This is a genomic window from Pseudonocardia wallangbongensis (genome assembly GCF_054486945.1).
The window spans coordinates 48,170-71,502 of the sequence record NZ_JBRERS010000001.1; the positions used below are offsets into that span (position 1 = coordinate 48,170).

At 73.4% G+C, this 23,333-nt stretch carries 24 protein-coding genes and 1 pseudogene; 4 read left to right on the forward strand and 21 right to left on the reverse strand.

Annotated elements, in window-relative coordinates; translation table 11 throughout:
- Nucleotides 1-220: 220 nt before the first annotated feature.
- The 10 genes from coaBC to pyrR form a co-directional block, all read right to left on the reverse strand.
- Entirely contained in the window at nucleotides 221-1,435 is a 1,215-nt protein-coding gene (gene coaBC, locus ACU436_RS00235) for a bifunctional phosphopantothenoylcysteine decarboxylase/phosphopantothenate--cysteine ligase CoaBC (RefSeq protein WP_459020556.1), read from the reverse strand.
- Entirely contained in the window at nucleotides 1,435-1,707 is a 273-nt protein-coding gene (gene rpoZ, locus ACU436_RS00240) for a DNA-directed RNA polymerase subunit omega (RefSeq protein ID WP_343945613.1), read from the reverse strand. Before rpoZ ends, coaBC begins: the two co-directional genes overlap by 1 nt.
- A 2-nt stretch (nucleotides 1,708-1,709) precedes the next feature.
- The gene (gene gmk / locus ACU436_RS00245) at nucleotides 1,710-2,324 is read right to left on the reverse strand and encodes a guanylate kinase (protein WP_459020557.1); all 615 of its coding nucleotides are present in this window, start codon (nucleotides 2,322-2,324) and stop codon (nucleotides 1,710-1,712) included.
- Nucleotides 2,325-2,359: 35 nt separating this feature from the next.
- Nucleotides 2,360-2,674 (reverse strand): integration host factor, actinobacterial type, encoded by a 315-nt coding sequence (gene mihF, locus ACU436_RS00250; protein ID WP_142101581.1) that lies wholly within the window; start codon nucleotides 2,672-2,674, stop codon nucleotides 2,360-2,362.
- A gap of 497 nt (nucleotides 2,675-3,171) precedes the next feature.
- Nucleotides 3,172-3,993 carry an orotidine-5'-phosphate decarboxylase gene (gene pyrF / locus ACU436_RS00255; protein ID WP_459020558.1) on the reverse strand — a complete coding sequence of 274 codons (822 nt, stop codon included), beginning with the start codon at nucleotides 3,991-3,993 and terminating at the stop codon, nucleotides 3,172-3,174.
- A complete protein-coding gene (carB, locus tag ACU436_RS00260) occupies nucleotides 3,990-7,277 on the reverse strand; it encodes a carbamoyl-phosphate synthase large subunit (protein ID WP_459020559.1) in 3,288 nt (1,095 codons plus the stop codon). Before carB ends, pyrF begins: the two co-directional genes overlap by 4 nt.
- Nucleotides 7,277-8,389, reverse strand: a complete 1,113-nt coding sequence (gene carA, locus ACU436_RS00265) for a glutamine-hydrolyzing carbamoyl-phosphate synthase small subunit (protein ID WP_459020560.1) — start codon at nucleotides 8,387-8,389, stop codon at nucleotides 7,277-7,279. The genes carB and carA overlap by 1 nt, the downstream gene beginning before the upstream one ends.
- On the reverse strand, nucleotides 8,386-9,678 hold the full coding sequence (locus ACU436_RS00270; RefSeq protein ID WP_459020561.1) for a dihydroorotase: 1,293 nt from the start codon (nucleotides 9,676-9,678) through the stop codon (nucleotides 8,386-8,388). The genes carA and ACU436_RS00270 overlap by 4 nt, the downstream gene beginning before the upstream one ends.
- 94 nt (nucleotides 9,679-9,772) lie before the next feature.
- Nucleotides 9,773-10,717: an aspartate carbamoyltransferase catalytic subunit gene (locus tag ACU436_RS00275; RefSeq protein WP_459020562.1), complete on the reverse strand. Its 945-nt coding sequence runs from the start codon at nucleotides 10,715-10,717 to the stop codon at nucleotides 9,773-9,775.
- A complete protein-coding gene (gene pyrR / locus ACU436_RS00280) occupies nucleotides 10,714-11,319 on the reverse strand; it encodes a bifunctional pyr operon transcriptional regulator/uracil phosphoribosyltransferase PyrR (RefSeq protein WP_459020563.1) in 606 nt (201 codons plus the stop codon). Before pyrR ends, ACU436_RS00275 begins: the two co-directional genes overlap by 4 nt.
- A 477-nt stretch (nucleotides 11,320-11,796) precedes the next feature.
- Here pyrR and bldD point away from each other — a divergent pair, with 477 nt between their 5' ends.
- Nucleotides 11,797-12,279 carry a transcriptional regulator BldD gene (bldD, locus tag ACU436_RS00285; protein WP_075952821.1) on the forward strand — a complete coding sequence of 161 codons (483 nt, stop codon included), beginning with the start codon at nucleotides 11,797-11,799 and terminating at the stop codon, nucleotides 12,277-12,279.
- Here bldD and ACU436_RS00290 read toward each other — a convergent pair.
- From ACU436_RS00290 to ACU436_RS00325, 8 genes and pseudogenes are all read right to left on the reverse strand, one after another.
- Nucleotides 12,198-12,419, reverse strand: coding sequence for an SDR family oxidoreductase (locus ACU436_RS00290; protein WP_459020564.1), 222 nt, complete (start codon nucleotides 12,417-12,419; stop codon nucleotides 12,198-12,200). The two genes, bldD and ACU436_RS00290, sit on opposite strands and share 82 nt — an antisense overlap.
- Before the next feature lie 16 nt (nucleotides 12,420-12,435).
- Nucleotides 12,436-13,476 (reverse strand): zinc-binding dehydrogenase, encoded by a 1,041-nt coding sequence (locus ACU436_RS00295; protein WP_459020565.1) that lies wholly within the window; start codon nucleotides 13,474-13,476, stop codon nucleotides 12,436-12,438.
- A complete protein-coding gene (locus ACU436_RS00300) occupies nucleotides 13,477-14,520 on the reverse strand; it encodes a branched-chain amino acid ABC transporter permease (protein WP_459020566.1) in 1,044 nt (347 codons plus the stop codon).
- A complete protein-coding gene (locus ACU436_RS00305; RefSeq protein WP_459020567.1) occupies nucleotides 14,511-15,371 on the reverse strand; it encodes a branched-chain amino acid ABC transporter permease in 861 nt (286 codons plus the stop codon). Before ACU436_RS00305 ends, ACU436_RS00300 begins: the two co-directional genes overlap by 10 nt.
- Nucleotides 15,368-16,081, reverse strand: a complete 714-nt coding sequence (locus ACU436_RS00310; RefSeq protein WP_459020568.1) for an ABC transporter ATP-binding protein — start codon at nucleotides 16,079-16,081, stop codon at nucleotides 15,368-15,370. Before ACU436_RS00310 ends, ACU436_RS00305 begins: the two co-directional genes overlap by 4 nt.
- Nucleotides 16,078-16,224 (reverse strand): ABC transporter ATP-binding protein C-terminal domain-containing protein, encoded by a 147-nt coding sequence (locus tag ACU436_RS00315; RefSeq protein WP_459022563.1) that lies wholly within the window; start codon nucleotides 16,222-16,224, stop codon nucleotides 16,078-16,080. The genes ACU436_RS00310 and ACU436_RS00315 overlap by 4 nt, the downstream gene beginning before the upstream one ends.
- A gap of 108 nt (nucleotides 16,225-16,332) precedes the next feature.
- Nucleotides 16,333-16,743, reverse strand: a pseudogene (locus ACU436_RS00320) (ATP-binding cassette domain-containing protein); the annotation flags it as partial.
- An 83-nt stretch (nucleotides 16,744-16,826) separates the two neighbouring features.
- The gene (locus ACU436_RS00325; protein ID WP_459020569.1) at nucleotides 16,827-18,146 is read right to left on the reverse strand and encodes an ABC transporter substrate-binding protein; all 1,320 of its coding nucleotides are present in this window, start codon (nucleotides 18,144-18,146) and stop codon (nucleotides 16,827-16,829) included.
- A gap of 263 nt (nucleotides 18,147-18,409) precedes the next feature.
- On the opposite strand from ACU436_RS00325, the gene ACU436_RS00330 reads away from it, so the two are divergent.
- Genes ACU436_RS00330 through ACU436_RS00340 form a run of 3 tightly spaced genes read left to right on the forward strand, consistent with a single transcriptional unit; the run spans nucleotide 18,410 to nucleotide 20,987 of the window.
- Nucleotides 18,410-19,414 (forward strand): helix-turn-helix domain-containing protein, encoded by a 1,005-nt coding sequence (locus ACU436_RS00330; RefSeq protein ID WP_459020570.1) that lies wholly within the window; start codon nucleotides 18,410-18,412, stop codon nucleotides 19,412-19,414.
- A gap of 39 nt (nucleotides 19,415-19,453) precedes the next feature.
- A complete protein-coding gene (locus ACU436_RS00335) occupies nucleotides 19,454-19,975 on the forward strand; it encodes a 2,4'-dihydroxyacetophenone dioxygenase family protein (RefSeq protein WP_459020571.1) in 522 nt (173 codons plus the stop codon).
- A gap of 19 nt (nucleotides 19,976-19,994) precedes the next feature.
- Nucleotides 19,995-20,987 (forward strand): prenyltransferase, encoded by a 993-nt coding sequence (locus ACU436_RS00340; RefSeq protein ID WP_459020572.1) that lies wholly within the window; start codon nucleotides 19,995-19,997, stop codon nucleotides 20,985-20,987.
- Between the two features lie 136 nt (nucleotides 20,988-21,123).
- Here the strand turns inward: ACU436_RS00340 and nusB are convergent, their stop codons facing one another.
- From nusB to ACU436_RS00355, 3 genes are all read right to left on the reverse strand, one after another.
- Nucleotides 21,124-21,561 (reverse strand): transcription antitermination factor NusB, encoded by a 438-nt coding sequence (gene nusB / locus ACU436_RS00345; RefSeq protein ID WP_459020573.1) that lies wholly within the window; start codon nucleotides 21,559-21,561, stop codon nucleotides 21,124-21,126.
- Nucleotides 21,561-22,124, reverse strand: a complete 564-nt coding sequence (gene efp, locus ACU436_RS00350) for an elongation factor P (RefSeq protein ID WP_459020574.1) — start codon at nucleotides 22,122-22,124, stop codon at nucleotides 21,561-21,563. Before efp ends, nusB begins: the two co-directional genes overlap by 1 nt.
- A gap of 118 nt (nucleotides 22,125-22,242) precedes the next feature.
- A complete protein-coding gene (locus ACU436_RS00355) occupies nucleotides 22,243-23,328 on the reverse strand; it encodes a M24 family metallopeptidase (protein ID WP_459020575.1) in 1,086 nt (361 codons plus the stop codon).
- Between the last annotated feature and the right edge of the window lie 5 nt (nucleotides 23,329-23,333).

Here is a 23,333-nt window from a genome sequence, read left to right on the forward strand (position 1 = left end):
GAGCCGGGCCGAGCCCGGGCCCGGCCACGCACCCGTCTCCCTTCACGCACCGGTCGACAGGGCGGCATCCACCCACACCGCATGCGCGAGCCGACCCGAGATGCGCCGGCCGCGCACCCGATTCAGCAACGGACACCGGGTGCCGCCCATCTTCCGATCCTGCTGATCACGACGACGGCGGCGCCCGCATCGCACGCGATCACGAGGTCCGGCTGCAGTGCTAGACCAGGCGGGCGGCCACCGCGTCCCAGACGTGGGAGGCCAGCAACGCCTTCGAGCCGGACTCGAGCTCGCGCTCCGTGCCGTCGGCACCCAGGAGCCATCCGGCGTTGTCCGGCACCTCGAACGCGCGCCCGTCGCCGACCGCGTTGACGACCAGCAGGTCGCAGCCCTTGCGGGCGAGCTTGGCGCGACCGTGGTGCAGCGGGTCGCCCGATGCGTCGCCGGTCTCGGCGGCGAAACCCACGACGGTCTGCCCCGACTCCCTCGCTGCGACCAGCTCCACGAGGATGTCCGGGTTCAGCGCGAGGCGCAGCGGCGGCGGCTCCGACCCATCCTTCTTGATCTTGTGCTCGGCGAGGGCGTCGGGCCGGAAGTCGGCCACGGCCGCCGCCATCACCACGGCGTCGGCGCCCTTCGCCGCGGCGTGCATCGCGTCCCGCAGCTCCAGCGCCGAGCCGACCCGCACCATCTCGACGGCGGCCGGGTCACCCAGGTCGGCGGTGTGCGCGGCCACCAGCGTGACGTGGGCCCCCCGCTGTGCGGCGACCCGCGCGAGCGCGTAGCCCTGCCGCCCCGACGAGCGGTTGCCGAGGTAGCGCACCGGGTCGAGCGCCTCCCGCGTGCCACCCGCCGACACCACGACGCGGCGGCCGGCGAGATCCCGCGGCAGCGCGTCCGGACGCTCCAGTAGCAGCCGGGCGACGTCAGCGACCTCGGCCGGGTCGGGAAGCCGCCCGGGGCCCGTGTCGGCGCCGGTGAGGCGCCCGGACGCGGGTTCCATGACGACCACACCACGGGAGCGCAGCAGCTCCACGTTGGCGCGCGTGGCCGGGTGCTCCCACATCTCGGTGTGCATGGCCGGTGCGAACAGCACCGGACATCGGGCCGTCAGGAGCGACGCGGTGAGCAGGTCGTCGGCGCGGCCGGCGGCGGCGCGGGCCATCAGGTCGGCGGTGGCCGGCGCGACGACGACCAGCTCGGCCTCCTGGCCGAGCCGGACGTGCGGCACCTCCGGGACGTCGGCGAAGACACCGGTGTGCACCGGTTGGCCGGACAGCGCCTCGAAAGTTGCGGCGCCGACGAACTGCAGCGCCGACGGCGTCGGCAGCACCCGCACGGAGTGACCGGTCTCGGTGAGCCGGCGCAGCAGCTCCGCGCTCTTGTAGGCGGCGATGCCCCCGGCGACACCCAGCAGGACCCGGGGGCCGGCCACTACTCGCCTTCGGTGTGCTCGAGCAGCCCGGCCTGGATCTCGCGCATCGCGATCGACAGCGGCTTCTCGCGCGGGCCCGGCTCGACGAGCGGGCCGACGTACTCGAGCAGACCCTCGCCGAGCTGCGAGTAGTAGTCGTTGATCTGGCGGGCGCGCTTGGCGGCATAGATCACCAGCGCGTACTTGGAACTGACCTGGCCGAGCAGGTCGTCGATGGGCGGGTTGGTGATGCCCTCGGGCGTGGACCCGGCGACAACGCCGGTCAGCGGCATGCTCACGAAGAAGACTCCTGGGGGAAGTGCCGTGCGGCGGGGTTACCCGCACCGACCAGCAAGTCTACCAACCGCGGAACGACGTCCTGCAGATCGGCATTGACGATGACCACATCGAACTCGTCGCAGGCCGCGATCTCCTCGCGGGCGGTCTCCAGGCGGCGCTGGAACTGCGCATCCGACTCGGTGCCCCGCCCGCGCAGGCGCCGCTCCAGCTCGTCGATCGACGGCGGCGCCAGGAACACGGTGACGGCCTCCGGGAGCACCGCTTTGATCGTGCGCGCACCGGCGAGGTCGACCTCGACCAGAACCGGTTTCCCGGCGGTCAGGGCCTGTTCGACCGGCTCCCGCGGGGTGCCGGAACGCTGCAGCCCGCCGTGGATCTCGGCCCACTCGAGGAGCTCGCCGTGCGCGATGAGCTCCTCGAACCCGACCGGGCCGACGAAGCGGTAGTGCACGCCGTCGACCTCGCCCGGCCGCGGGTCGCGCGTCGTGGCCGACACGCTGAAGAACAGCTCCGGCAGCCGGCCGCGCAGCGCGTCGACCACGCTGGACTTGCCGACGCCGGAGGGGCCGGCCAGAACGACCAGCCGACCCCTCCGCACGTCACGAGACACGGTGCTCAGTCTCTCAGAGCTCCGGACTCCCGGCGTCAGGACTCGAAGTCGGCCAGCAGCGCCTTGCGCTGCCGGTCGCCGAGCCCACGCAGCCGGCGCGACGGTGCGATCTCGAGCCGCTCCATGATCTGAGCGGCACGGACCTTACCGACGCCCGGCATGGCCTCGAGCAGCGCCGAGACCTTCATCTTGCCCAGCACCTCGTCGGTATCCGACTGCTTCAGGACCTCCCCGATGGTCGTCCCGCCGCGCTTGAGCCGGTCCTTCAGCTCGGCCCGGGCCCGGCGCGCCGCAGCCGCCTTCTCCAGGGCGGCAGCACGCTGTTCCTCGGTCAGCTGGGGAAGGGCCACGGTCTCCTCCGTCTTTCTTCGTGCGGCCTGGAATCAGGCGCATCCTCACCACCGTCGCGGGCCTGGCCCGCGGTTCGCACCGAACGTACTCACGCCCGGCCCCGAAAGGGAAACGGGGGTGCCACCTGCCGGTTCTCGCCGCCGCCCACCCGACCGGGTGATACCACGCGAATGCGCCCGATCGGGGGTTCGACCCGCCCGCTCGGCGCACGGGACCGACCGTCGCCTGGGTGCCACCGGGCCGCCGCCTCCGTCGAACGCGCGGGTACGCCGATCCCGCCGTCCGGGGGAACGGCATGCGGCCGCGCCGACCAGTCATCCGGGCGCGCCGAGCTGCCGGAAGCCGCTGCCGACGGCGGCCCCGGCGCGATCACCGGCAGCAAACACCCACGTGCGGACCGCGTTCGGGCACGTTTCGGCGACGTCGCGCACCCGGTGGGCACCTCGCGGCCGCCGGGGCTCGTACGAAGTGCGTAGAACGTGCGCGAAGTGCGGTTTCAGACCGCGGCGGCCAACTCGTCGCGGAGCGACTCCGCCGCCCCGCGGAGCGCCTCGACGGCCGGGCCCGCGGCCAGTACCGACCGCGACGCCGCCGGCAGGACGAGGCCGTGCACCCCCGCGAAGATCGCGGCGATGTCCGCGGGACCGGCGCCCTGGGCACCGAGACCCGGCGCGAGCACCGGGCCGTTCAGGGCGGACAGGTCGAGCCCGTGCTCGCGGGTGGCCCCCACGACCACGCCGACGTCGCCCAGCGGGGCCGCCCCCGCGTTGCGCCCCGCCGCCCCGTCGACCATCGACTGGGCCGTGCACCGGCGGCCGAACTCCGCCAACTGCACCTCCGCGCCCTCCGGGTTGGACGTCCTGGCCAGCACGAACGCCCCGCGCCCCGCGTCGGCCGCCGTGTCGAGGGCGGGGGCCAGCGACCCGAAGCCCAGGTACGGCGAGAGCGTCACGGCGTCGGCCCCGAGCGGCGCGCCGACGCCGAGGTAGGCGTCGGCGTAGCCGTCCATCGTCGAGCCGATGTCACCGCGCTTGACGTCGAGGAGCGTGAGCGTCGGCGTGCCGGTGAAGGCCCCGAGGAGCTCCTCCAGCACCGCGATGCCCCGCGAGCCGTGCCGCTCGAAGAAGGCCGACTGCGGCTTCACCACGGCCACGTACCCGGCGAACGCGGCCGCGCACGCCTCGGCGAACCGCGCGAGCCCGTCGGCGTCGTCGGTGAGGCCCCAGGAGGCCAGCAGGCCCGGGTGCGGGTCGATCCCCACGCACAAGGGCCCACGCTCGTCGACGGCAACGGCCAGCCGGGCACCGAACGCGGTCACGAACGTGCCTTCAGCAGGCTCGCGTGGGCGTCCTGCAGGGAGCGGACCCCGATGCGGCCGGCCTTCATCGCCTCGATCCCCTGCACCGCGGCTCCGGCGCCCTGCACGGTGGTGATGCACGGCACGCCGCGGGACACGGCCGCGCTGCGGATCTCGTAGCCGTCCACGCGGGGTCCGGAGTTGCCGTACGGGGTGTTGATGATCAGGTCGACGTCGCCGGCCAGGATCCGGTCGACGATCGTCTCCCCACCCTCGTAGTGCTTCCGGACGACCGTGGCCGCGACGCCGTGGCGGCGCAGGACGTCGGCGGTGCCCTCCGTCGCGAGGACCTCGAACCCGAGGTCGGCCAGCCGCAGCACCGGGAACACCATCGCGCGCTTGTCCCGGTCGGCCATCGACACGAACACCCGCCCCGAGGTGGGCAGCGGCCCGTACGCGCCGGCCTGCGACTTGGCGAACGCCGCGCCGAACGAGCCGTCGAAGCCCATCACCTCGCCGGTGGACTTCATCTCCGGGCCGAGCAGCGGGTCGACCCCGTGGCCGTCGACGGTGCGGAACCGGTGGAACGGCAGCACCGCCTCCTTGACCGCGATCGGCGCGTCGGGCGGCAGCTCGCAGCCGTCGCCCTCGGCCGGGAGCAGGCCCTCGGCGCGCAGCTCGGCGACCGTGGCCCCGAGCATGATCCGCGCCGCCGCCTTCGCCAGCGGCACGGCCGTGGCCTTGGAGACGAACGGCACGGTCCGCGACGCCCGCGGGTTGGCCTCCAGCACGTAGAGCGTCTCCCCGTGCAGGGCGTACTGGACGTTGAGCAGCCCGCGCACCCCGACGCCGTGCGCGATGGCCTCCGTGGAGCGGCGCACCTGCTCCAGCACCGAACGGCCCAGCGTGATCGGCGGCAGCGCGCACGACGAGTCGCCCGAGTGGACCCCGGCCTCCTCGATGTGCTCCATCACGCCGCCGACGAAGACCTCCCCGCCGTCGCACAGCGCGTCGACGTCGATCTCGATCGCGTCGTCGAGGAAGCGGTCGACCAGCACCGGCCGGTCCTCGCTGATCGTCGTGGCGCGCGAGATGTAGCCGGCGAGCGTCTCGTCGTCGTAGACGATCTCCATGCCGCGCCCGCCGAGCACGTAGGAGGGCCGTACGAGCACCGGGTAGCCGATCCGCGCGGCGATCCCGCGGGCCGAGTCGTTCGAGGTGGCCATGCCGAACGCCGGCGCCGGCAGGCCCGCCTTGCGCAGCACCTCGCCGAACGCGCCGCGGTCCTCGGCCAGGTCGATCGCGGCCGCGGACGTCCCGACGACCGGCACGCCCGCAGCGGTGAGCCGGTGGGCGAGGCCGAGCGGCGTCTGCCCGCCCAGCTGCACGATCACACCCGCGACCGTGCCGGACTGCTGCTCGGCGTGGACCACCTCGAGGACGTCCTCGAACGTGAGCGGCTCGAAGTACAGCCGGTCGGCCGTGTCGTAGTCGGTGGAGACGGTCTCCGGGTTGCAGTTGACCATCACGGTCTCGAACCCGGCCTCGCGCAGCGCCATCACCGCGTGCACGCACGAGTAGTCGAACTCGATGCCCTGCCCGATGCGGTTCGGCCCGGAGCCGAGGATCAGGACCTTCGGCTTCTCGGTCTGCGGCGCGATCTCCGACTCCGCGGCGGGGTCGCTCTCGTAGGCGCTGTAGTGGTACGGCGTCCGCGCGGCGAACTCCGCCGCGCAGGTGTCCACGGTCTTGTAGACCGGGCGAATGCCCAGCCGGTGCCGCAGCGAGCGCACGCCGTCCTCGCCGGCGAACTCGGGGCGCAGCACCGCGATCTGGCGGTCCGAGAGACCGGCCCGCTTCGCCCGCCGCAGCAGCCGCGCGTCGAGCACCGCCGCGTCCTCGATCTCCTGCCGCAGCTCGGTGAGCGCAGCGATCTGGTCGACGAACCACGGGTCGATCCCGGACGCCGCGGCCACGTCGGCCACGCTCGTCCCGCCCCGCAGCGCGCGCTCGACGGCGTAGATCCGCCCGTCGCGGCTGGCGGCGACGTCCGGCTCGCCCTCCGGGTCGGGGGCGGTCCAGAACCCGATACGGGTGGTCTCCATCGAGCGCATGGCCTTGCCCAGCGCCTCCGGGAAGGACCGGCCCAGCGCCATCGCCTCGCCGACGCTCTTCATCGTCGTGGTGAGCTCGGGGTCCGCGCCGGGGAACTTCTCGAACGCGAACCGCGGGATCTTCACCACGACGTAGTCGAGCGTCGGCTCGAACGCGGCGGGGGTCTCGCCGGTGATGTCGTTGCGGATCTCGTCGAGCGTGTAGCCGATGGCCAGCCGCGCGGCGATCTTCGCGATCGGGAAGCCGGTGGCCTTCGACGCGAGGGCCGACGAGCGCGACACCCGCGGGTTCATCTCGATGACGACGAGCCGCCCGGTCTCCGGGTGCACCGCGAACTGGATGTTGCAGCCACCGGTGTCGACGCCCACCGCCCGCAGCACGTCGATGCCGACGTCGCGCATGCGCTGGTACTCGCGGTCGGTGAGCGTCATGGCCGGCGCCACGGTGATCGAGTCGCCGGTGTGCACGCCCATCGGGTCGAGGTTCTCGATCGAGCAGACGACGACCACGTTGTCGCGGCGGTCGCGCATCAGCTCGAGCTCGTACTCCTTCCACCCGAGCACCGACTCCTCGATGAGCACCTCGGTGACCGGCGACGCCGCCAGCCCGCCACCGGCGAGGCGCTCGAGGTCGGCCTCGTTGTGGGCCATCCCGGAGCCCAGGCCGCCCATGGTGAACGACGGCCGGATGACGACCGGCAGGCCCAGCTCCCCGACCGCGGCCCGCACCTCGTCCATCGAATGGCAGACGGCGCTGCGCGGCACGTCGCCGCCGACCGACTGCACGATCTCCTTGAACTTGAGCCGGTCCTCGCCACGCTGGATGGCGTCGATGTCGGCGCCGATCAGCTCCACGCCGTAGCGCTCCAGCACGCCGCTCTCGTGCAGGGCGACGGCGGCGTTGAGCGCCGTCTGCCCGCCCAGCGTCGCCAGGATCGCGTCCGGCCGCTCCGCCTCGATCACCTGCTCCAGGAACTGCGGGGTGACGGGCTCGATGTAGGTGGCGTCGGCGAACTCGGGGTCGGTCATGATCGTGGCCGGGTTCGAGTTCACCAGCGAGACGCGCAGCCCCTCGGCCCGCAGCACGCGGCACGCCTGCGTCCCGGAGTAGTCGAACTCGGCCGCCTGGCCGATGACGATCGGCCCGGAGCCGATCACCATCACGTGCCGGATGTCGTCGCGCCTCGGCATCAGCTCTTGCTCCCGTCCATGAGCTCGACGAACCGGTCGAACAGGTCCGCGGCGTCGTGCGGGCCCGCGGCGGCCTCGGGGTGGTACTGCACGCTGAACGCGGGCACGGAAAGGGCCCGCAGCCCTTCGACGCAGCCGTCGTTCGGGCAGGTGTGGCTGATCTGGGCTGCGCCGAACGGGGTGTCGAACCGCTCCCCCGCCTCGCCCTCCACGGCGAACCCGTGGTTCTGCGAGGTGATCGACACGCGTCCGGTGGCGTGCTCGACCACCGGGATGTTGATCCCGCGGTGGCCGTAACGCAGCTTGTACGTGCCGCGCCCGAGGGCGCGGGCGAGGATCTGGTTGCCGAAGCAGATCCCGAACGTCGGGATCCGCCGCTCCAGCACCTGCTTCGTCAGCTCCACGGGCGCGTCGGCGGTGGCCGGGTCGCCGGGGCCGTTGGCCAGGAAGAACCCGTCCGGCGCCAGCTCGTCGACCTCCGCGATGGACGTGTGGGCCGGCAGCACGTGCACCTCGATGCCACGGGCGGCCATCATCCGCGGGGTGTTGAACTTGATCCCGACGTCCAGCGCGGCCACCCGGTACCGCCGCTCGCCGTCGGCGGGCACGACGTACGGCTCGCGGGTGGTGACCGCGCCGTAGAGGTCCGCGCCCTCCATCCGCGGGCTCGCGAGCACCCGCTGCACCAGGTCGTCGTCGGCCGCGAGCGCGTTCCCGGAGAAGACCCCGGCGCGCATCGCGCCGCGCTCGCGCAGGTGGCGCACCACGGCACGCGTGTCGATCCCGGCGATCCCCACGACGCCCTGCTCCCGCAGCGCGTCCTCCAGGGACCGGCGGGACCGCCAGTTCGACGGCGTGCGGGCGGGATCACGCACCGCGTAGCCGGCCACCTGGATGCCCCGCGACTCGTCGTCCTCGTCGTTCCAGCCGGTGTTGCCGATCTGCGGCGCGGTCTGCACCACGATCTGGCGGTGGTACGAGGGGTCGGTCAGCGTCTCCTGGTAGCCGGTCATCCCGGTGGTGAACACGGCCTCGCCGAGTCCCTCACCGCGGGCGCCGTACGCCTCGCCGCGGAAGATCCGCCCGTCCTCCAGAACCAGCGATGCCGTCACGCCTGCACCTCCCCGTTTCGCGAGGTCATCCGACCTCGAAGCACCGTGGCCACCACCGTCACCGGCAGCCTCATCCCCTCGAAGGGGGTGTTGGACGCCCGGCTGGCCAGCGCCGCGCCGCGCACCGTCCAGACCGCGTCCGGGTCGACGAGCGCGAACGTGGCGGGCTCACCGACCGCGATCGGCCGCCCCTGGTCGGGGAGGCCGGCGATCTCCGCCGGGCGCTCCGACAGCACGCGCGCCACGCCCCGCCAGTCCAGCAGGCCGGGCTCGACCATGGTGTGCACCACCACCGACAGCGCGGTCTCGAGGCCGAGCATCCCGGACTTCGCCGCCGCCCACTCCGTGTCCTTGTACTGCGCCGCGTGCGGCGCGTGGTCGGTGCCCACCACGTCGATCACGCCCTCGGCCAGCGCCGCCCGCATCGCCTTCGTGTCCTCGCCGGTGCGCAGCGGCGGGTTGACCTTGTTGACCGGGTCGTAGCTGGTCAGCGCCGCGTCGGTGAGCAGCAGGTGGTGCGGGGTGACCTCGGCCGACACCCGCACGCCCTGCGCCTTCGCCGCCCGCAGCACCGCGATCGTGCGCGCCGACGACACGTGGCAGACGTGCAGCGCGGCACCGGCCTCGCGCGCCAGCGCGCAGTCCCGGGCCACGATCGTCTCCTCCGCGGTGGCCGGCCACCCGGTGAGCCCGAGCTGCGAGGCCACCACGCCCTCGTGGGCCTGCGCGCCGACCGTGAGCCGGTGGTCCTCGGCGTGCTGGGCGATCACGACGTCCAGCGCCGATGCGTACTCCAGCGCCCGGCGCATGATCACCGGGTCGTGCACGCAACGGCCGTCGTCGGAGAACATCCGCACCCGGGCGCGCGAGCGCGCCATCGTGCCGAGCTCCGCCATCTTGGCGCCCTCGAGCCCCACCGTGACCGCGCCGACCGGGTGCACGTCGACCAGCCCGGCCTCCTCGCCCAGCCGCCGCACGTGCTCCACGACGACGGCGGTGTCGGCCACCGGGTCGGTGTTGGGCATCGCGAACACGGCGGTGTAGCCGCCCCGCGCCGCGGCCCGCGACCCGGTCTCGACCGTCTCGGATTCCTCCCCACCCGGCTCGCGCAGGTGGGTGTGGAGGTCGACGAACCCCGGCAGCAGGACGGCGCCGTCGGCGCCGAGCACCTCGACCCCTGCGGGCCGGTCCAGGCCCGCGCCGATCTCGGTCACCACGCCGTCGCGCACGAGCAGGTCGACGGGGTCGTCGCCGTAGGGCCGCGCCCCGACGATCAGCAGGTCGCTCACGAGTCCCTCCCCCGGAGGTTCAGGAAAGCCACATTCCTGTCCTCCACGTTCATGAATGTGGCTTTCCTGAACCACTGGGGGGCGCGCCGGCGGTTCATTCGGGGGCTCCCGCCAGCAGGTGGTAGAGGACCGCCATGCGGACGTGCACGCCGTTGGAGACCTGCGCGAGGATCGCCGACGACGGGCTGTCGGCCACCGCGGGCGCGATCTCCATGCCGCGCACCATCGGTCCCGGGTGCATCACCACCGCGTGCTCGGGCAGCAGCCGCGCCCGGTCGTCGGACAGGCCGTAGCCGATCGCGTACTCGCGCGCCGACGGGAAGAACGAGCCGTGCATCCGTTCGGCCTGCACGCGCAGCATCATCACCGCGTCCAGTGCGGGCAGCTCGGCGTCCAGGTCGGGGCTCACGCGGCAGGGCCACTGCTGCACGCCCACCGGCAGCAGGGTGGGCGGGGCCACAACCACGACCTCGGCACCCAGCGTGGCGAGCAGGGAGACGTTGGAGCGCGCCACGCGGCTGTGCAGCACGTCGCCGACGATCCCGATCCGGCGCCCCGCGACGCCGCCGAGCCGGTCCCGCAGGGTGGCGGCGTCGAGGAGGGCCTGGGTGGGGTGCTCGTGCGTGCCGTCCCCGGCGTTGACGATCGAGGTGTGCGTGCCGGTCTTCTCGGCGTCGCGGTCGATCCAGCCCGCGAGCCGGTGCGCCGCGCCGGACGCCGGGTGGCGCACGACCACGCAGTCGGCGCCGACGGCCGACAGGGTGAGGGCCGTGTCGCGCAGCGACTCGCCCTTCCCCACCGACGAGCCGGACGCGCTGACGTTGATGGTGTCGGCGCTCATCCACTTGCCCGCGGCCTCGAACGACACCCGGGTGCGGGTGGAGTTCTCGTAGAACATCGTGATCACGGTGCGGCCGCGCAGCGTGGGCAGTTTGCGCACCTCGCGGCCCAGCAGGGCCTGTTTGAGCCGGTCGGCGGTGTCGAGCAGGCCGGTGGCGGACGCGGCGTCGAGGTCGGTGACCGAGAGCAGGTGCTTCACGACTCGGCCCGCCCCGTCTCGCTGCGCCGCAACCGGACGCCGTCCACGTCGTCGGTCTCCGACAGCAGCACGAGGACCTGCTCGTCACGCGAGGTCGGCACGTTCTTGCCGACGTAGTCGGCGCGGATCGGCAGCTCCCGGTGCCCTCGGTCGACGAGCACGGCCAGTTGCACCGCGCGCGGGCGGCCGTGGTCGGACAGCGCGTCGAGCGCCGCGCGCACGGTGCGCCCCGACATCAGCACGTCGTCGACGAGCACGACGAGCGCGTCGTCCAGGCCGCCCTCGGGAACCGCCGTGTCCTCGAGGGCCCGGGCCGGCCTGCGGCGCAGGTCGTCGCGGTACAGGGTGGGGTCCACCGACCCGACTCGCACGCCCGTGCCCTCGAACTCGCTGATCGTGGCGGCGAGCCGGCGGGCGAGGACGGCGCCGCGCGTGGGGATGCCGATCAGCACGACGTCGGCCATGCCCGCGGAGCCCGTCGCGGTCTTCTCGATGATCTGGTGCGCGATGCGCGCGATGGTGCGGGTGACGTCGGCGGCGCCGAGCAGCTCCCGGGTGGGAGCGCCCTCGCCTGCCGGGCCCCCGCGGCGGTGCTCCGCCACAGAGATTCTCCTTCCCCGCCTCACGGGACGGGCTTAAAGGAACCGGTCGACCGGACGCTACCAGCGCGGCGCCCGCCGACCCCTGCTCGCGCGCCGTGACATCGCGGATGTCACACGCCGTACCCTCCGCCGCCACCCACACATACCCCACCCGTCACAGCGTGATGGTGCGGCTGACACCATCACAGCGGCCAGGTGCGCGCTGATGGGGGCGTAACGCCTGGCGGGGGACGCTCGATCAGCCGTTCGAGTGGTCTCGGTCCACTGTGGTACCTGGAGGGGGACGACAACTTGACCGATTGTCGGGGCGCGCGCATGATTACTCTCCGTATCTAGACATTGCTCCCTGGGTGGCCGCGGTAGCGGGGGGTCCACTCGGGGCGCTAGGACCGGCGCCGACCACGACGCCGGGACGGCAGCACCACCGGAACAGCTCGGTCCCGCGGCCGAGCGAGCAGCAAGTGAGGAGGTCGCCAGATGGGCGACTACGCCAAGGCGCTCGGCGGCAAGCTCCGCGCCATCCGGCAGCAGCAGGGGTTGTCGCTGCACGGCGTCGAGCAGAAGTCCGGCGGCCGCTGGAAGGCCGTCGTGGTGGGCTCCTACGAGCGCGGTGACCGCGCCGTCACCGTGCAGAAGCTGGCTGAGCTGGCCGACTTCTACGGCGTGCCCGTCGCCGAGCTGCTCCCCGAGGGTCGCATCCCGTCCGGGTCGGAGCCGGCCACCAAGATCGTGATCAACCTCGAACGGCTCCAGCAGCTCCCCGCCGACAAGGTGGGCCCGCTCGCCCGCTACGCCGCGGCGATCCAGAGCCAGCGCGGGGACTACAACGGCAAGGTGCTGTCGATCCGCTCCGAGGACCTGCGGTCGCTGTCGATCATCTACGACATGACGCCCGGTGAGCTCACCGACCAGCTGATCGACTGGGGTGTGCTGCCGCCCGAGGCCCGTCCGAGCGCCTGAGCCGCGTATCCGCCGTCCACGGGTAGCGCCGCGCCGGTCACGAACGCGGCTCGATCCGAGCACAGGTGGGTCACGGCGAACCCGACCTCGTCGGGCTCGCCGACCCGTTCGACCGCCTGCGGCTCGATCGGCGCGGCCACGAACTCCGGCGGCGAATCAGGCGCCGTCCGTCCGGATCACCAGCTTCATGACGTCGCCGGGATGGTGCAGCGCGTGCTCCACGGCCGCCGGCGCCTCCGCCAGCGGAACCTGGTGCGTCACCAGCCGCTCGACCTGTTCCCGGTGCCGACCGACGAGCCGCACGGCCTCGGCGAAGTCGGCCGCGCTGCAGACGGTCGAGCCGAGCAGGTCGATCTCCTTGCGCGTGAACGCGTTGACGGGCAGCGCCACCTTCTCGTGGGAGATGCCGACGACGACCACGCGTCCGGCCGGCGACACCATCGCCACCCCGTCGGCGATCGCGGCCGGGTGCCCGGTGCAGTCGACGACCACCGAGGGGCCCTCTTCGCCCGACCACTCCCGCGCGGCCGCCACGATGTCCGCGTCCGCGCCGTGGAGCACGTCCGCCCCCGCCCGCGCGGCAGGCGCGAGCCGGTCCGCGACGAGGTCGCCGACCAGCACCCGGGCGCCGCGGTCGAGCGCGCCGACCGTGACGGCCTGGCCGATCGGGCCCGCACCGAGCACGACGACCGTGTCGCTCCCGGCGACCGCTCCGCGCTCCAGCGCGCGCACCCCGATCGACATCGGCTCGCAGAACGCCGTGACGGCCGGCGGCAGGTCGCCGACGGCGAACACCTGCTCGGCCGCCACCGTGACACGGTCGGCGAGCGCACCATCGACGTGCACCCCGACCAGCCGGAAGTTCGGGCACGCGTTCCCCCGCCCGATCCGGCACGCCCGGCACCGCCCGCACGCCGACAGCGGGTGCACGGCCACCCGTTGCCCGACCGCGAGCCCGGGCGGGCAGCCGGCGCCGAGCGCCTCGATGACCGCGGAGAACTCGTGCCCCTGCACCCGCGGGTACTGCGAGCCGAACGCCCGCGGCGTCGCCAGCTCGCCGGTGTAGAAGTGCAGGTCGGACCCGCAGATCCCGACCGCCTCCGGCCGCATCAGCACCTGCCCTGCCCCGGGCTCGCCGGGGTCGGCCACCTCGCCGACCTCCATGGTCCGGGCTCCCCGGGTCACCAAGGCTCTCATCTACGACTCCCCTTCTCGTTGCGTCCGCTCCGGGCGCACCCGGTATCCGATCGGGAACAGCACGACCCCGCGCCACCGCGAGAACCGACCCCAGAGGCCCTCCGGTGCCACCAGCATCACGACGATCGCGACGACCCCGAGCAGCACGAGGTAGGCGGCCCCGAGGTCGGCGAGGAAGAACTGCAGCGCGTAGAAGACCAGCGCGCCGACCACCGGTCCCTCGACGGTGCCGACGCCCCCGATCAGCGCCATGAAGAACGCGTTCGCGCTGTAGTTCACGTTGAAGATCGACGCCGGCTCGAGCCGCAGGTTGGCCAGGAACAGCACGGCACCGGCCGCGCCGAACCCGGCCGCGGACACCAGGTACGGCACGCGCCGGGCCCGGCTCGCGCGCACGCCCACGGCGACCGCGGCCCGCTCGTCGTCGCGCACCGCGGCCGCGTCGAGGCCGGTCCGGGACCGCAGCAGCAGCCAGATCCCGGCGAGCGACGCCGTCACGACGGCGAGGGCGGTCCAGTAGGTCAGCGCGGTGCGGAGGACGGGGTCCAGCCCGGTCGGGGGCAGCGTCGCCCCCTCACCGCCGCCGAGTGCCGGGACGGTGATCACGAGCAGCCGCAACGCCTCGGCGACCACCCACGTGGCGATCGCGAAATAGGCACCGCGGGTGCGGAACAACCCGTACGACAGCGGCACCGCGACCGCGAGCGACACCACCGCCGCGATGGGGACGGCCGCGAAGGGGTTGACGCCGGCGCGCACGGCCACGAGCAACGTGTAGGCCCCGACGCCGAGGAACGCCTGCTGTCCGAAGGACACCAGCCCGGCGTACCCGGCGAGCAGGTTCCACATTGACGCCATCGTGGCCAGCAGGAACACGGTGGTCAGGGCGTTCTGCACGGGCCCGGCGAACACGAACGGCAGCGCCGCGAGCGCCACTAGCAGCGCGGCGGCGCCGACCAGTGCCGCGATCGAGGTCCGGTCCAGGCGCACGACCCGGACCACCGGGGCGGTGGCCCTGCCGCGCTCGGCCACCGTCACTGCCACGTCCCCGGGAAGATCCCGCGCGGGCGGGCGAACAGGAACGCCAGGAACACGACGTGCCCGGCGAGCAGCGAGTACTGCACGTCGACGGCCGCGGCGACCGTCTGGCTCACCCCGAGCACGATCCCGCCGGCGAGCGTGCCCCAGAGCGAGCCGAGCCCACCGATCACGATCGTCTCGAAGGCGAACAGCAGGAGCAGCACACCGCTGTTCGGGTCGAAGCTCGACTGCACCCCGAACGCGATCCCCGCGATCGTCGCGGTGACCAGCCCGAACGCCGTGACCGCCGAGAACACGACGCGGTGGTCGACGCCCATGAGCGCGGCGGTGGCGCTGTCGTCGGCCGCGGCGCGCACCACCCGGCCCAGCACCGTGCGGTGCAGGAACAGCTGCACCCCGCCGAGGATCACCACCGCCGCGACGAACACCAGCACGCTGATCCAGCCCACCGACAGCGTCGCCGTGATCGGGACGCTCGCGGTCTCCAGCCCGGCGAGCGCGATCGACCGCACGTCGGAGCCGAAGAGCATCAGCAACAGGTTCCCGATGACGACCGACAGCGCGAACGTCACCAGCGGCGTCGTGAACTCGCCCGACCGCATCGTCGCATCCAGCACGAGCCGCTGCAGGGCCCACCCGACTCCGGCCATCACGACGAGGGCGAGCAGGACCGCCACCGGCGCGGGCACGCCCAGCGAGACGATCGCGGTGCTCGCGAGGTACGCGCCGGCCACGGCGAGCGCGCCGTGCGCGAGGTTGACGATGCGCATCACGCCGAACATCAGCGACAGCCCGGCGGCGAAGAGCGCGTACTGCCCGCCGACGAGGACGCCCTGCACCAGCGCCTGCGTCATGACGCGTCCCGCATCCCGAAGTACGCGGCCACCACCCGGTCGCGGTTCAGCTCGCCCGGCCGGCCTGCGAGCACGACGCGGCCTTCGAGCAGGCAGTACATCCGGTCGCAGGCCTCCATCGCCCGCTGCAGGTCCTGCTCGACCAGCAGCAGGCCGGTGCCCCCGCCGCGGACGGCCGACAACGACGCGTAGAGCTGGTCGACGACCACCGGGGCGAGGCCGAGCGACACCTCGTCGAGCAGCAGCACGCGCGGGTTCGCGAGCAGCGAGCGGGCGATCGCCACGGCCTGCCGCTCCCCGCCGGAGAGCGCGTCGGCCCGCCGCTCGCGCACGCCGGCCACGAGCGGGAACTCCTCGTAGACGCGTTCGGTGCTCCAGGCACCCGGCCGCGCCCTCCAGCCGCCGACCTGCAGGTTCTCCTCCACCGTGAGGCTCGGGAAGAGCCGCCTGCCCTCCGGGGTGAGCGACACGCCGAGACGGACGCGGCGGTGGGCCGGCAACGCGGTCACGTCCCGCCCGCCCCACCGGACGTGCCCGCGGCGGGGCCGGTGGGCACCGGCGAGCGTGCTGAGCAGCGTCGACTTCCCGGCGCCGTTCGCGCCGACCAGCGCCACCGTCTCGCCCTCGTCCACGCTGATCGACACCTCGTGCAGCGCCTGCAGGTGCCCGTGGAAGACGTCGAGGCCGTCGGCCTCCAGGAGCCGGGTCACAGGAGCACCGCCCCCGGTCGACCGAGGTACGCCGCGACCACCCGGGGGTCCGCCATCACCGCGTCCGGCGGCCCGTCGGCGATGATCTCGCCGACCGCGAGGCAGGCCACCCGCGTGACGATCCGGGTCAGCGCCCGCAGCACGTGCTCGACCCAGACGATCGTGGTGCCCCCGCGGTGCAGCTCGCGCAGCAGGGCGATGAGCGACTCCGTCTCGGGCGCGGTGAGCCCGCCCGCGATCTCGTCGAGCAGCAGGACGTCCGGCCCGGTGGCGAGCGCCCTGGCGAGCTCGAGGCGCTTGCGGTCGAGCAGGCCGAGGTCGCCCGCGGGCCGGTCGGCCCGGTCGGCGAGGCCGGTGCGCTCCAGCGCCGCGAGGCCCGCCGCGTACGCGTCCCCGCGCCGCAGCCCAGCCCCGCGGAACGCCCCGACCAGCACGTTCTCGAGCACCGTCAGGCCGGTGAACGGGCGCGGGATCTGGTGGGTGCGGCCCAGGCCGAGCATGCAGCGCCGGCGCGCCGGCTCGCGCCCGATGTCGCTGCCGTACAGGCGCACCCGGCCGCCGTCCGGCCGCCGCTCACCGGTGACGACGTCGAGCAGCGTCGACTTCCCGGCCCCGTTCGGACCGACGATCCCGACCGCCTCGCCGGGGGCCACGGCCAGCGAGACGTCGCGCAGCACGGTGTGCGCGCCGAACGCCAGCGCGACGTGCTCCACCTCGAAGGCCGGGGCGACGAGCGGCACCACCACTAGGCCGCCCCCGACCCCGGGAGCGGCCGGACGTCGCCCGTGATCGCGACGTCCGGGGCCACCGCGTTGTCCACGATCACCAGCTCGTACGGGTACGGTCCGGTCCCGCGCTGCCACTGGGTGGGGAACACCGGCGTGAACGCGACGTTCGGGGCCGGCCCGGCGCCGAAGTCGAGCGGGCCGACGATCGTCTCGGTGCGCAGGGCCCGCAGCGCGCCGGCGAGCGCCTCGCGGTCCTTGGGGTCCGCGGCCGCCCTGATCCCCGCGAGCGCCACCTCGAAGAGCGCGTAGGTGAACCCCATCGGCTGCATCCACTGGTGCCCGCTCCGCTGCTGGTACCCCTCGGCGAGCGCCTTCGCGGTCATCCCGTCCAGCGACGACGTGTACGGGAGGTCGGGCGTCCACCACGCGCTCGTCATGAGGTTCTCGCCGAGATCGCCGAGCGCCTCCACCGCCGCCGGGAACAGGATCGCCTTGTGCACGTAGGCGTACGGCGGCACGAACCCGTTCTGCCGGCACTGGCGCCAGAACGTCGTGAAGTCGGGCGGGGCGGGGCACCCGGTGAAGATCTGCACCCCGTCGGAGCGGAACTGGTTGATCTGGGCGCTGTAGTCGCTCGCGGGCTCCGCGTACGGGCCGGGGTCGACGAGCCGGAAGCCGATGCCCTCGATCGCGGGGGTGAAGGCGGCGCGGAACGTGTCGCCGTCGACGTTGTTCGGCCAGAGCGCCCCGATCGTCCGCTCCGGGACGGGCAGGCGCTGCCACACCGGCGGCACGGCCTCGATCTCCCCGCTCGCCCCCGTGAAGAAGCAGACCGTGTACCGGAACCCGGTCGCCGGGTCCCCACCCCGGCCGGTGAACCAGCTCTCCCACGGCACGAGCGAGGCGATGCACGGCACGCCCGCGGCTTCCGCCTGGTCGGAGACGGGGTTCGCGACCGTCGGCGTCACGCCGGTGACGATGAGGTCCACCTGGTCGTGCAGGATCGCCTCGCGCGCCGCCTCCGCCGCCCGGTTCGTGTCCGACGCCGCGTCCTTCGTGATGATCTCGAGCTGGTACGTCGTGCCGCCGACCTGCACGCCCTTGGCGTACGCGGCGCGGACGAGATCGAGGAGGTAGGCGTCCGGCTCGCTGAAACCCGCCAGTGGGCCGGTCTGCGGCGTGATGTGGGCGATCCGGATCGTCGTGCCGCCGGTGCCGCCGGACTGCTCCGAACCCGCGAGGCCGCCGCAGGCGGCCAGCAGGCCCGACGCCCCGGCCAGGGAGCCCGCCGTGGCCACACCGCGCAGGAACTCGCGCCTGCGGAGGGGAACGCCCATGACCCCGCCCTTCGGCCTGCGTCACGATCAACTGCCGCGGGACGCTAGCGAGCCATGGGACGGGGGCAGGCACTCCGCCGGGACCTGTGCGCGGGAGCGCGGGAGCAGTGCGCGCCCGCACGGATGCCGATGACGTCAGGTGAACGACTCGCTACGCACCGTGGTACGTAGATGATCTTTCCACGTCACGGCATCGCCTTGACACCGCGCCGACCCGGCAACTGTGATGGTCAGCACCGGCGACCGCGAGGAGGCGGACGACGATGGCCGTCCTTGTCGACACGCGCAGCGTCCCGCCCGCCGAGCGGTTCGAGTGCTGGCACGAGGCCGCGTCGAAGATCTTCTTCCCGCTCCGCATCGAGCGGGAACGGGCAGTGCCCACGTTCGGGCCCTTCTTCGGCCGGGTGCTCGGGCACCGGCTCGGCCCGATCCAGGCGTACCGGGTGACCGGGGACCCGAACACCTGCATCCGCACCCCGCGCGGCATCCGGGCGGGCGATCCCGAGGAGCTGCAGCTGCACCTCGTCCGCCGCGGGAACTGCCGCGTGAGCCAGCAGGACCGGGCGGGCGTGCTCGTGCCCGGCGACCTGTGCACCCAGGACACGTCGCGGCCCTACACGATCGACATCATCAACGGTCGGTCCGACGAGCCGTTCGAGCTGATCGTCTTCAACTTCCCGAAGTACCTGCTCGGCCCGCACGCCGACCACATCAGCACCCGCACGGCCATGCGCATCGCGGGCGACTCGGGGCTCGCGGCCCGGATCGGGCCCTTCCTCACCGGGCTCCTCGACGGGCTCGACGACGGCTCCGTCTCCGAGTCCGACGGCCTGACCGACAGCATGGTCGGACTGCTCCGCTCCCTCTTCAGCACCGGGCGGCCCGCGGTGCCGAGCGACCCGGCCGCGCTCCTGCTGCGCGGCATCCACGCCTACATCGAGCAGCACCTCGCCGAGCCGGGCCTCGGCCCCGAGCAGATCGCGGCCGCGCACTTCATCTCGGTGCGCTACCTGCACAAGCTCTTCCAGCGCGAGGGAACCTCCGTGTCCAAGCTCGTGCAGCGGCGCAGGCTGGAACGCTGCCGGCGCGACCTCGCCGACCCGGCGCTCGCCGGGCACACGATCGAGTCCGTGTGCAGCGCGTGGGGCATGCCGAACGCCGACCACTTCAGCCGGGTCTTCCGCGCCGCGTACGGCTGCCCGCCGCGCCGGTGGCGGGCCCGCGCCATGGGCGGCGGTACGCCCACGGTCGGGCGCCGTGCACCCTGAGACGGGCGCGCACGGCCCGACCGGCGGATCCTGTCGGCCATGACGACGGAGTTCTGGCGCGAGATCGAGCCGATCGAGAACGTCTTCCGGCCGGGAGCCCTGCCGGACCTGCACGTCTCGGACGGTCCCATCGACGACGACCGTTACTACATCCCGCTGTCCGAGACGGTCGGTTCCCGCCCGCTGTTCATCTCGACCAGCCAGAACCGCTGGTGCGACGTGCTCATGGCGCGCAGCGCGGGCCTGGTGAACCGCCACTACCACCCGCACCAGGTGTTCGCGTACACGATCTCGGGCAAGTGGGGCTACCTGGAGCACGACTGGGTCGCCGTCGCGGGCGACTTCGTCTACGAGGCGCCCGGCGAGGGCCACACGCTCGTCACCTACGAGTCCGACGAGCCGACCCGCATCACGTTCAACGTGACCGGCCCGCTCATCTGGCTCGACGAGCAGGGCAAGCCGGACGGCACCTTCGACGTCTTCGACTACATCGACCTGTGCCGCTCGCACTACGAGGAGGTCGGCCTCGGGGCCGGCTTCGTGGACCGGTTCATCCGGTAGTCGGCAGTACCCTCGGGTCGTGGCTGAGGCTGGCAGGCTGCGTTCGTGGGCGTACGCGCTGCGCACCACCAACCCACCGCCCGACGGGCCGATCGATCCGATCACGCGCTGGATCGTGGTGAGCCGGGCGGCCGTGCTGCCGATGACCGTGGTGTCGGGGTTGGTCGCGGCGCTGCTCGCCGTCGGCGAGCCGGGTCTCGACTGGCGGTGGCTCACGCTCGCCGTCGTCGGGATCGTGCTGGCGCACGTCGCCAACAACCTCATGAACGACCTGTACGACACGCAGGCCGGCAGCGACACGGCGAGCTACCCGCGCGCCCTCTACGCCCCGCACCCCGTGCTCTCCGGGCTGGTGTCGCGCCGGACGCTCCTCGTCGCGATCGTGCTGGTCAACCTCGCTGACCTGGCGATCCTCGTGGTGCTGGCGCTGGCGCGCGGCTGGCCGGTGGTGGCGTTCGCCGTGGCCGGGTTCGTGCTCAGCGTCGCCTACACCGCACCCCCGCTGCGCCTGAAGAAGCGCGGGCTCGGCGAGCCGGACGTGCTCGTGGTGTGGGGGCCGCTCATGGTCGGGGGCACCTACTTCGCGGCCACCGGGTCGATCACCTGGACGGTGCTGCTCGCGTCGCTGCCCTACGGCCTGCTCTGCACCACGGTGCTGATGGGCAAGCACATCGACAAGATCCCCTTCGACGCCCCGCTCGGGATCCGGACGCTGCCGGTGATCCTCGGCGAGCGCCGCGCCCGCACCGTGACGCTCGCGCTGATGGCCGCCTTCTACGTGCTGGTGGTCCTGTGCGTGCTGGTGGGGGCGATGCCCTGGCCCGCGCTCGCCGTGGTGCTCGCGCTGCCGCGGCTGGCGAAGGTGTGGCCCCGGTTCCGTCGCCCACCGCCTGCCGAGCCGCCGCCGGGGTTCCCGGTCTGGCCGCTCTGGTACGCCGCGCTGGCCTGGGTGCACGTGCGCCAGGCGGGCCTGCTACTGGTGTTGGCCCTAGCCGCAGGAACAGCGCTCTGAGCCGCTGGGCGCCCGGGGGCGGGCGGTCCGCACACAGCGAGTCGGGTCGGCGCACACGCTGGGGCGTGTGTGCCGTGCGGCGAGAGTGTGTGCGGCCGGGCGGAGCTGCGTGATCCGGGAGAGCGCGCGACCGCGTTCAGCGGGTGGCGCGCAGGTGCTCGGCGATGTCGGCGATGCGACCGAGCACGCCGTTGAGGAAGCGCGGGCTGTCGTCGGTGGAGAGGGCCCGCGCCAGCTCGACCGCCTCGGTGATCGCCACCGGGTCGTCGATCTCGTCGACCCACAGCAGCTCGAACACGCCGATCCGCAGCAAGGTGCGGTCGACCGCGGGCATCCGCGCCACCGTCCAGCCCTCGGCGTGCTCGGCGAGGAGCTGGTCGATGCGCTCGCGGTGCGCCACCACGCCCTCGACGAGCATCGCGGCGTAGTCCGAGACCGGGGGCGCGTCATCGGTCTCGCGGCGCTGCGCGAGGACGGTGAGCGGGTCGTCGCCGCGCGCCTCGGACTCGAAGAGGATGTCGAGGGCGCGCTTTCGCGCCCTCGTGCGCGCCCTCTGCAGCCGTGGCTCGGCCATCAGTTCGATACGCGGCCCAGGTAGCGCCCGTCGCGGGTGTCCACCTTGACCTTCTCGCCGGTCGTGACGAACAGCGGCACCTGGATCTCGGCGCCGGTCTCCAGGGTGGCGGGCTTGGTACCGCCGGTGGAGCGGTCGCCCTGCAAGCCCGGGTCGGTGTGGGAGATGACCAGCTCCACCGACGTCGGCAGCTCCACGTAGAGCGCGGTGCCCTCGTGGAACGCGACCATCGCGCCCTGGTTCTCCAGCATGTAGCCGGCGTTCCCGGCGACCACCGTCTCCGGGACCGGGATCTGGTCGTAGGTGTCGCCGTCCATGAAGACGAAGTCGGCGCCGTCCCGGTAGAGGTAGGTCATGTCCCGCCGGTCGACGGTGGCGGTGTCGACCTTGGTGCCGGCGTTGAAGGTCTTGTCGACGACCTTGCCCGTGAGCACGTTCTTCAGCGTGGTGCGCACGAACGCACCGCCCTTGCCGGGCTTCACGTGCTGGAACGCCGTGATCGACCACAGCTGGCCGTCGAGGTTGAGCACCAGACCGTTCTTGAGGTCGTTCGTCGTCGCCACGTGCGCCTGACTCCTTGCGTCTACGGGCGCGCAGGGTCGATCGCTCTCGTCACGCGCCGGGGTTGTTCCATGAAGCGGCGCGCTGCAGCGGCGCCGTCGTCCACGACCCAGTTTACCGTCAGACTTCGAGCAGCCGGCGCGTGGTGTGGGTGAGCAGCTCCGGGCCGGAGTCCCGCACCACGAGCGTGTCCTCGATCCGCACACCGCCGCGGCCGGGGAGGTAGACGCCGGGCTCCACCGTCACCACCATGCCGGCGGCGAGCGCCCCGGTGCCGGTCTTGCCCACGTACGGCGCCTCGTGGATCTGCAGGCCGACGCCGTGGCCTAGGCCGTGCACGAACTCCTCGCCGCGCCCCGCCCGCTCGACCACGCCACGGGCCGCGGCGTCCACCGCCGTGACCTCGGCGCCGGGCGCCAGCGCCGCGCGGCCCGCCGCCTGCGCCTCGGCGACGAGCGCGTGCAGCTCCCGTTGCCAGTCCGCGGGCGGGCCGAGCACGACGGTGCGGGTCATGTCGGAGTGGTACCCGTCGACGAGCGCGCCGAAGTCGAGCTTCACCAGGTCGCCCGGCCGCAGCTCGGCGGCCGTCGGGCGGTGGTGCGGCACGGCCGAGTGCTCCCCGGCGGCCAGGATGGTCTCGAACGCCGGGGCGGTGGCGCCGTGGGCCCGCATCCGGTCCTCCAGGTCGAGCGCCACCTCCCGCTCGGTGCGCCCCGGCCGCAGCCCGCCCGCCGCGAGCAGGGCCGCGAGGGCCGCGTCGCCCACCCCGCAGGCCCGCCGCAACGCCTCGACCTCGGCGGCGTCCTTCACCGCCCGCAGCCGCTGCACGAGCCCGGGCGCCCGGTGCAGGACGACACCGCCTGCGGCCGTGGCCAGCGCGTCGTGCGCGTCGACGGTGACCGCGTCGGACTCGAAGCCCAACCGCTCGATCGAGAGCTTCGGTGCCCGCGTCGCCAGCCCCAGCCCGCTGGCCCGGTCGATCACGGTCTCCAGGTCCGGCACCTCCGCCGCCGCCTGCGTGCGGTAGCGGCCGTCGGTGCAGAAGCGGCTCGCGCCGTCGCCGTCCGCGTGCACCAGCAGCGCCGCGTTCGACCCGGTGAAACCGGTCAGGTAGCCGACGTTGACCAGGTCGGTGACGAGCAGCGCGTCGACGCCCGCGCCGGTCAGGAGCGCACGCAGGGCCGATCGCCGCGCGGGGAAGGACATGGGCC

Excerpts from the sequence above, each read along its gene's own strand:
- bldD (WP_075952821.1), top strand. The coding sequence starts at position 11,797 with ATGGGCGACTACGCCAAGGCGCTCGGCGGCAAGCTCCGCGCCATCCGG.
- ACU436_RS00305 (WP_459020567.1), bottom strand. The coding sequence starts at position 15,371 with ATGACGCAGGCGCTGGTGCAGGGCGTCCTCGTCGGCGGGCAGTACGCG.
- carB (WP_459020559.1), bottom strand. The coding sequence starts at position 7,277 with ATGCCGAGGCGCGACGACATCCGGCACGTGATGGTGATCGGCTCCGGG.
- rpoZ (WP_343945613.1), bottom strand. The coding sequence starts at position 1,707 with ATGCCGCTGACCGGCGTTGTCGCCGGGTCCACGCCCGAGGGCATCACC.
- ACU436_RS00325 (WP_459020569.1), bottom strand. The coding sequence starts at position 18,146 with ATGGGCGTTCCCCTCCGCAGGCGCGAGTTCCTGCGCGGTGTGGCCACG.
- nusB (WP_459020573.1), bottom strand. The coding sequence starts at position 21,561 with ATGGCCGAGCCACGGCTGCAGAGGGCGCGCACGAGGGCGCGAAAGCGC.
- ACU436_RS00355 (WP_459020575.1), bottom strand. The coding sequence starts at position 23,328 with ATGTCCTTCCCCGCGCGGCGATCGGCCCTGCGTGCGCTCCTGACCGGC.
- ACU436_RS00295 (WP_459020565.1), bottom strand. The coding sequence starts at position 13,476 with ATGAGAGCCTTGGTGACCCGGGGAGCCCGGACCATGGAGGTCGGCGAG.
- ACU436_RS00335 (WP_459020571.1), top strand. The coding sequence starts at position 19,454 with ATGACGACGGAGTTCTGGCGCGAGATCGAGCCGATCGAGAACGTCTTC.
- ACU436_RS00330 (WP_459020570.1), top strand. The coding sequence starts at position 18,410 with ATGGCCGTCCTTGTCGACACGCGCAGCGTCCCGCCCGCCGAGCGGTTC.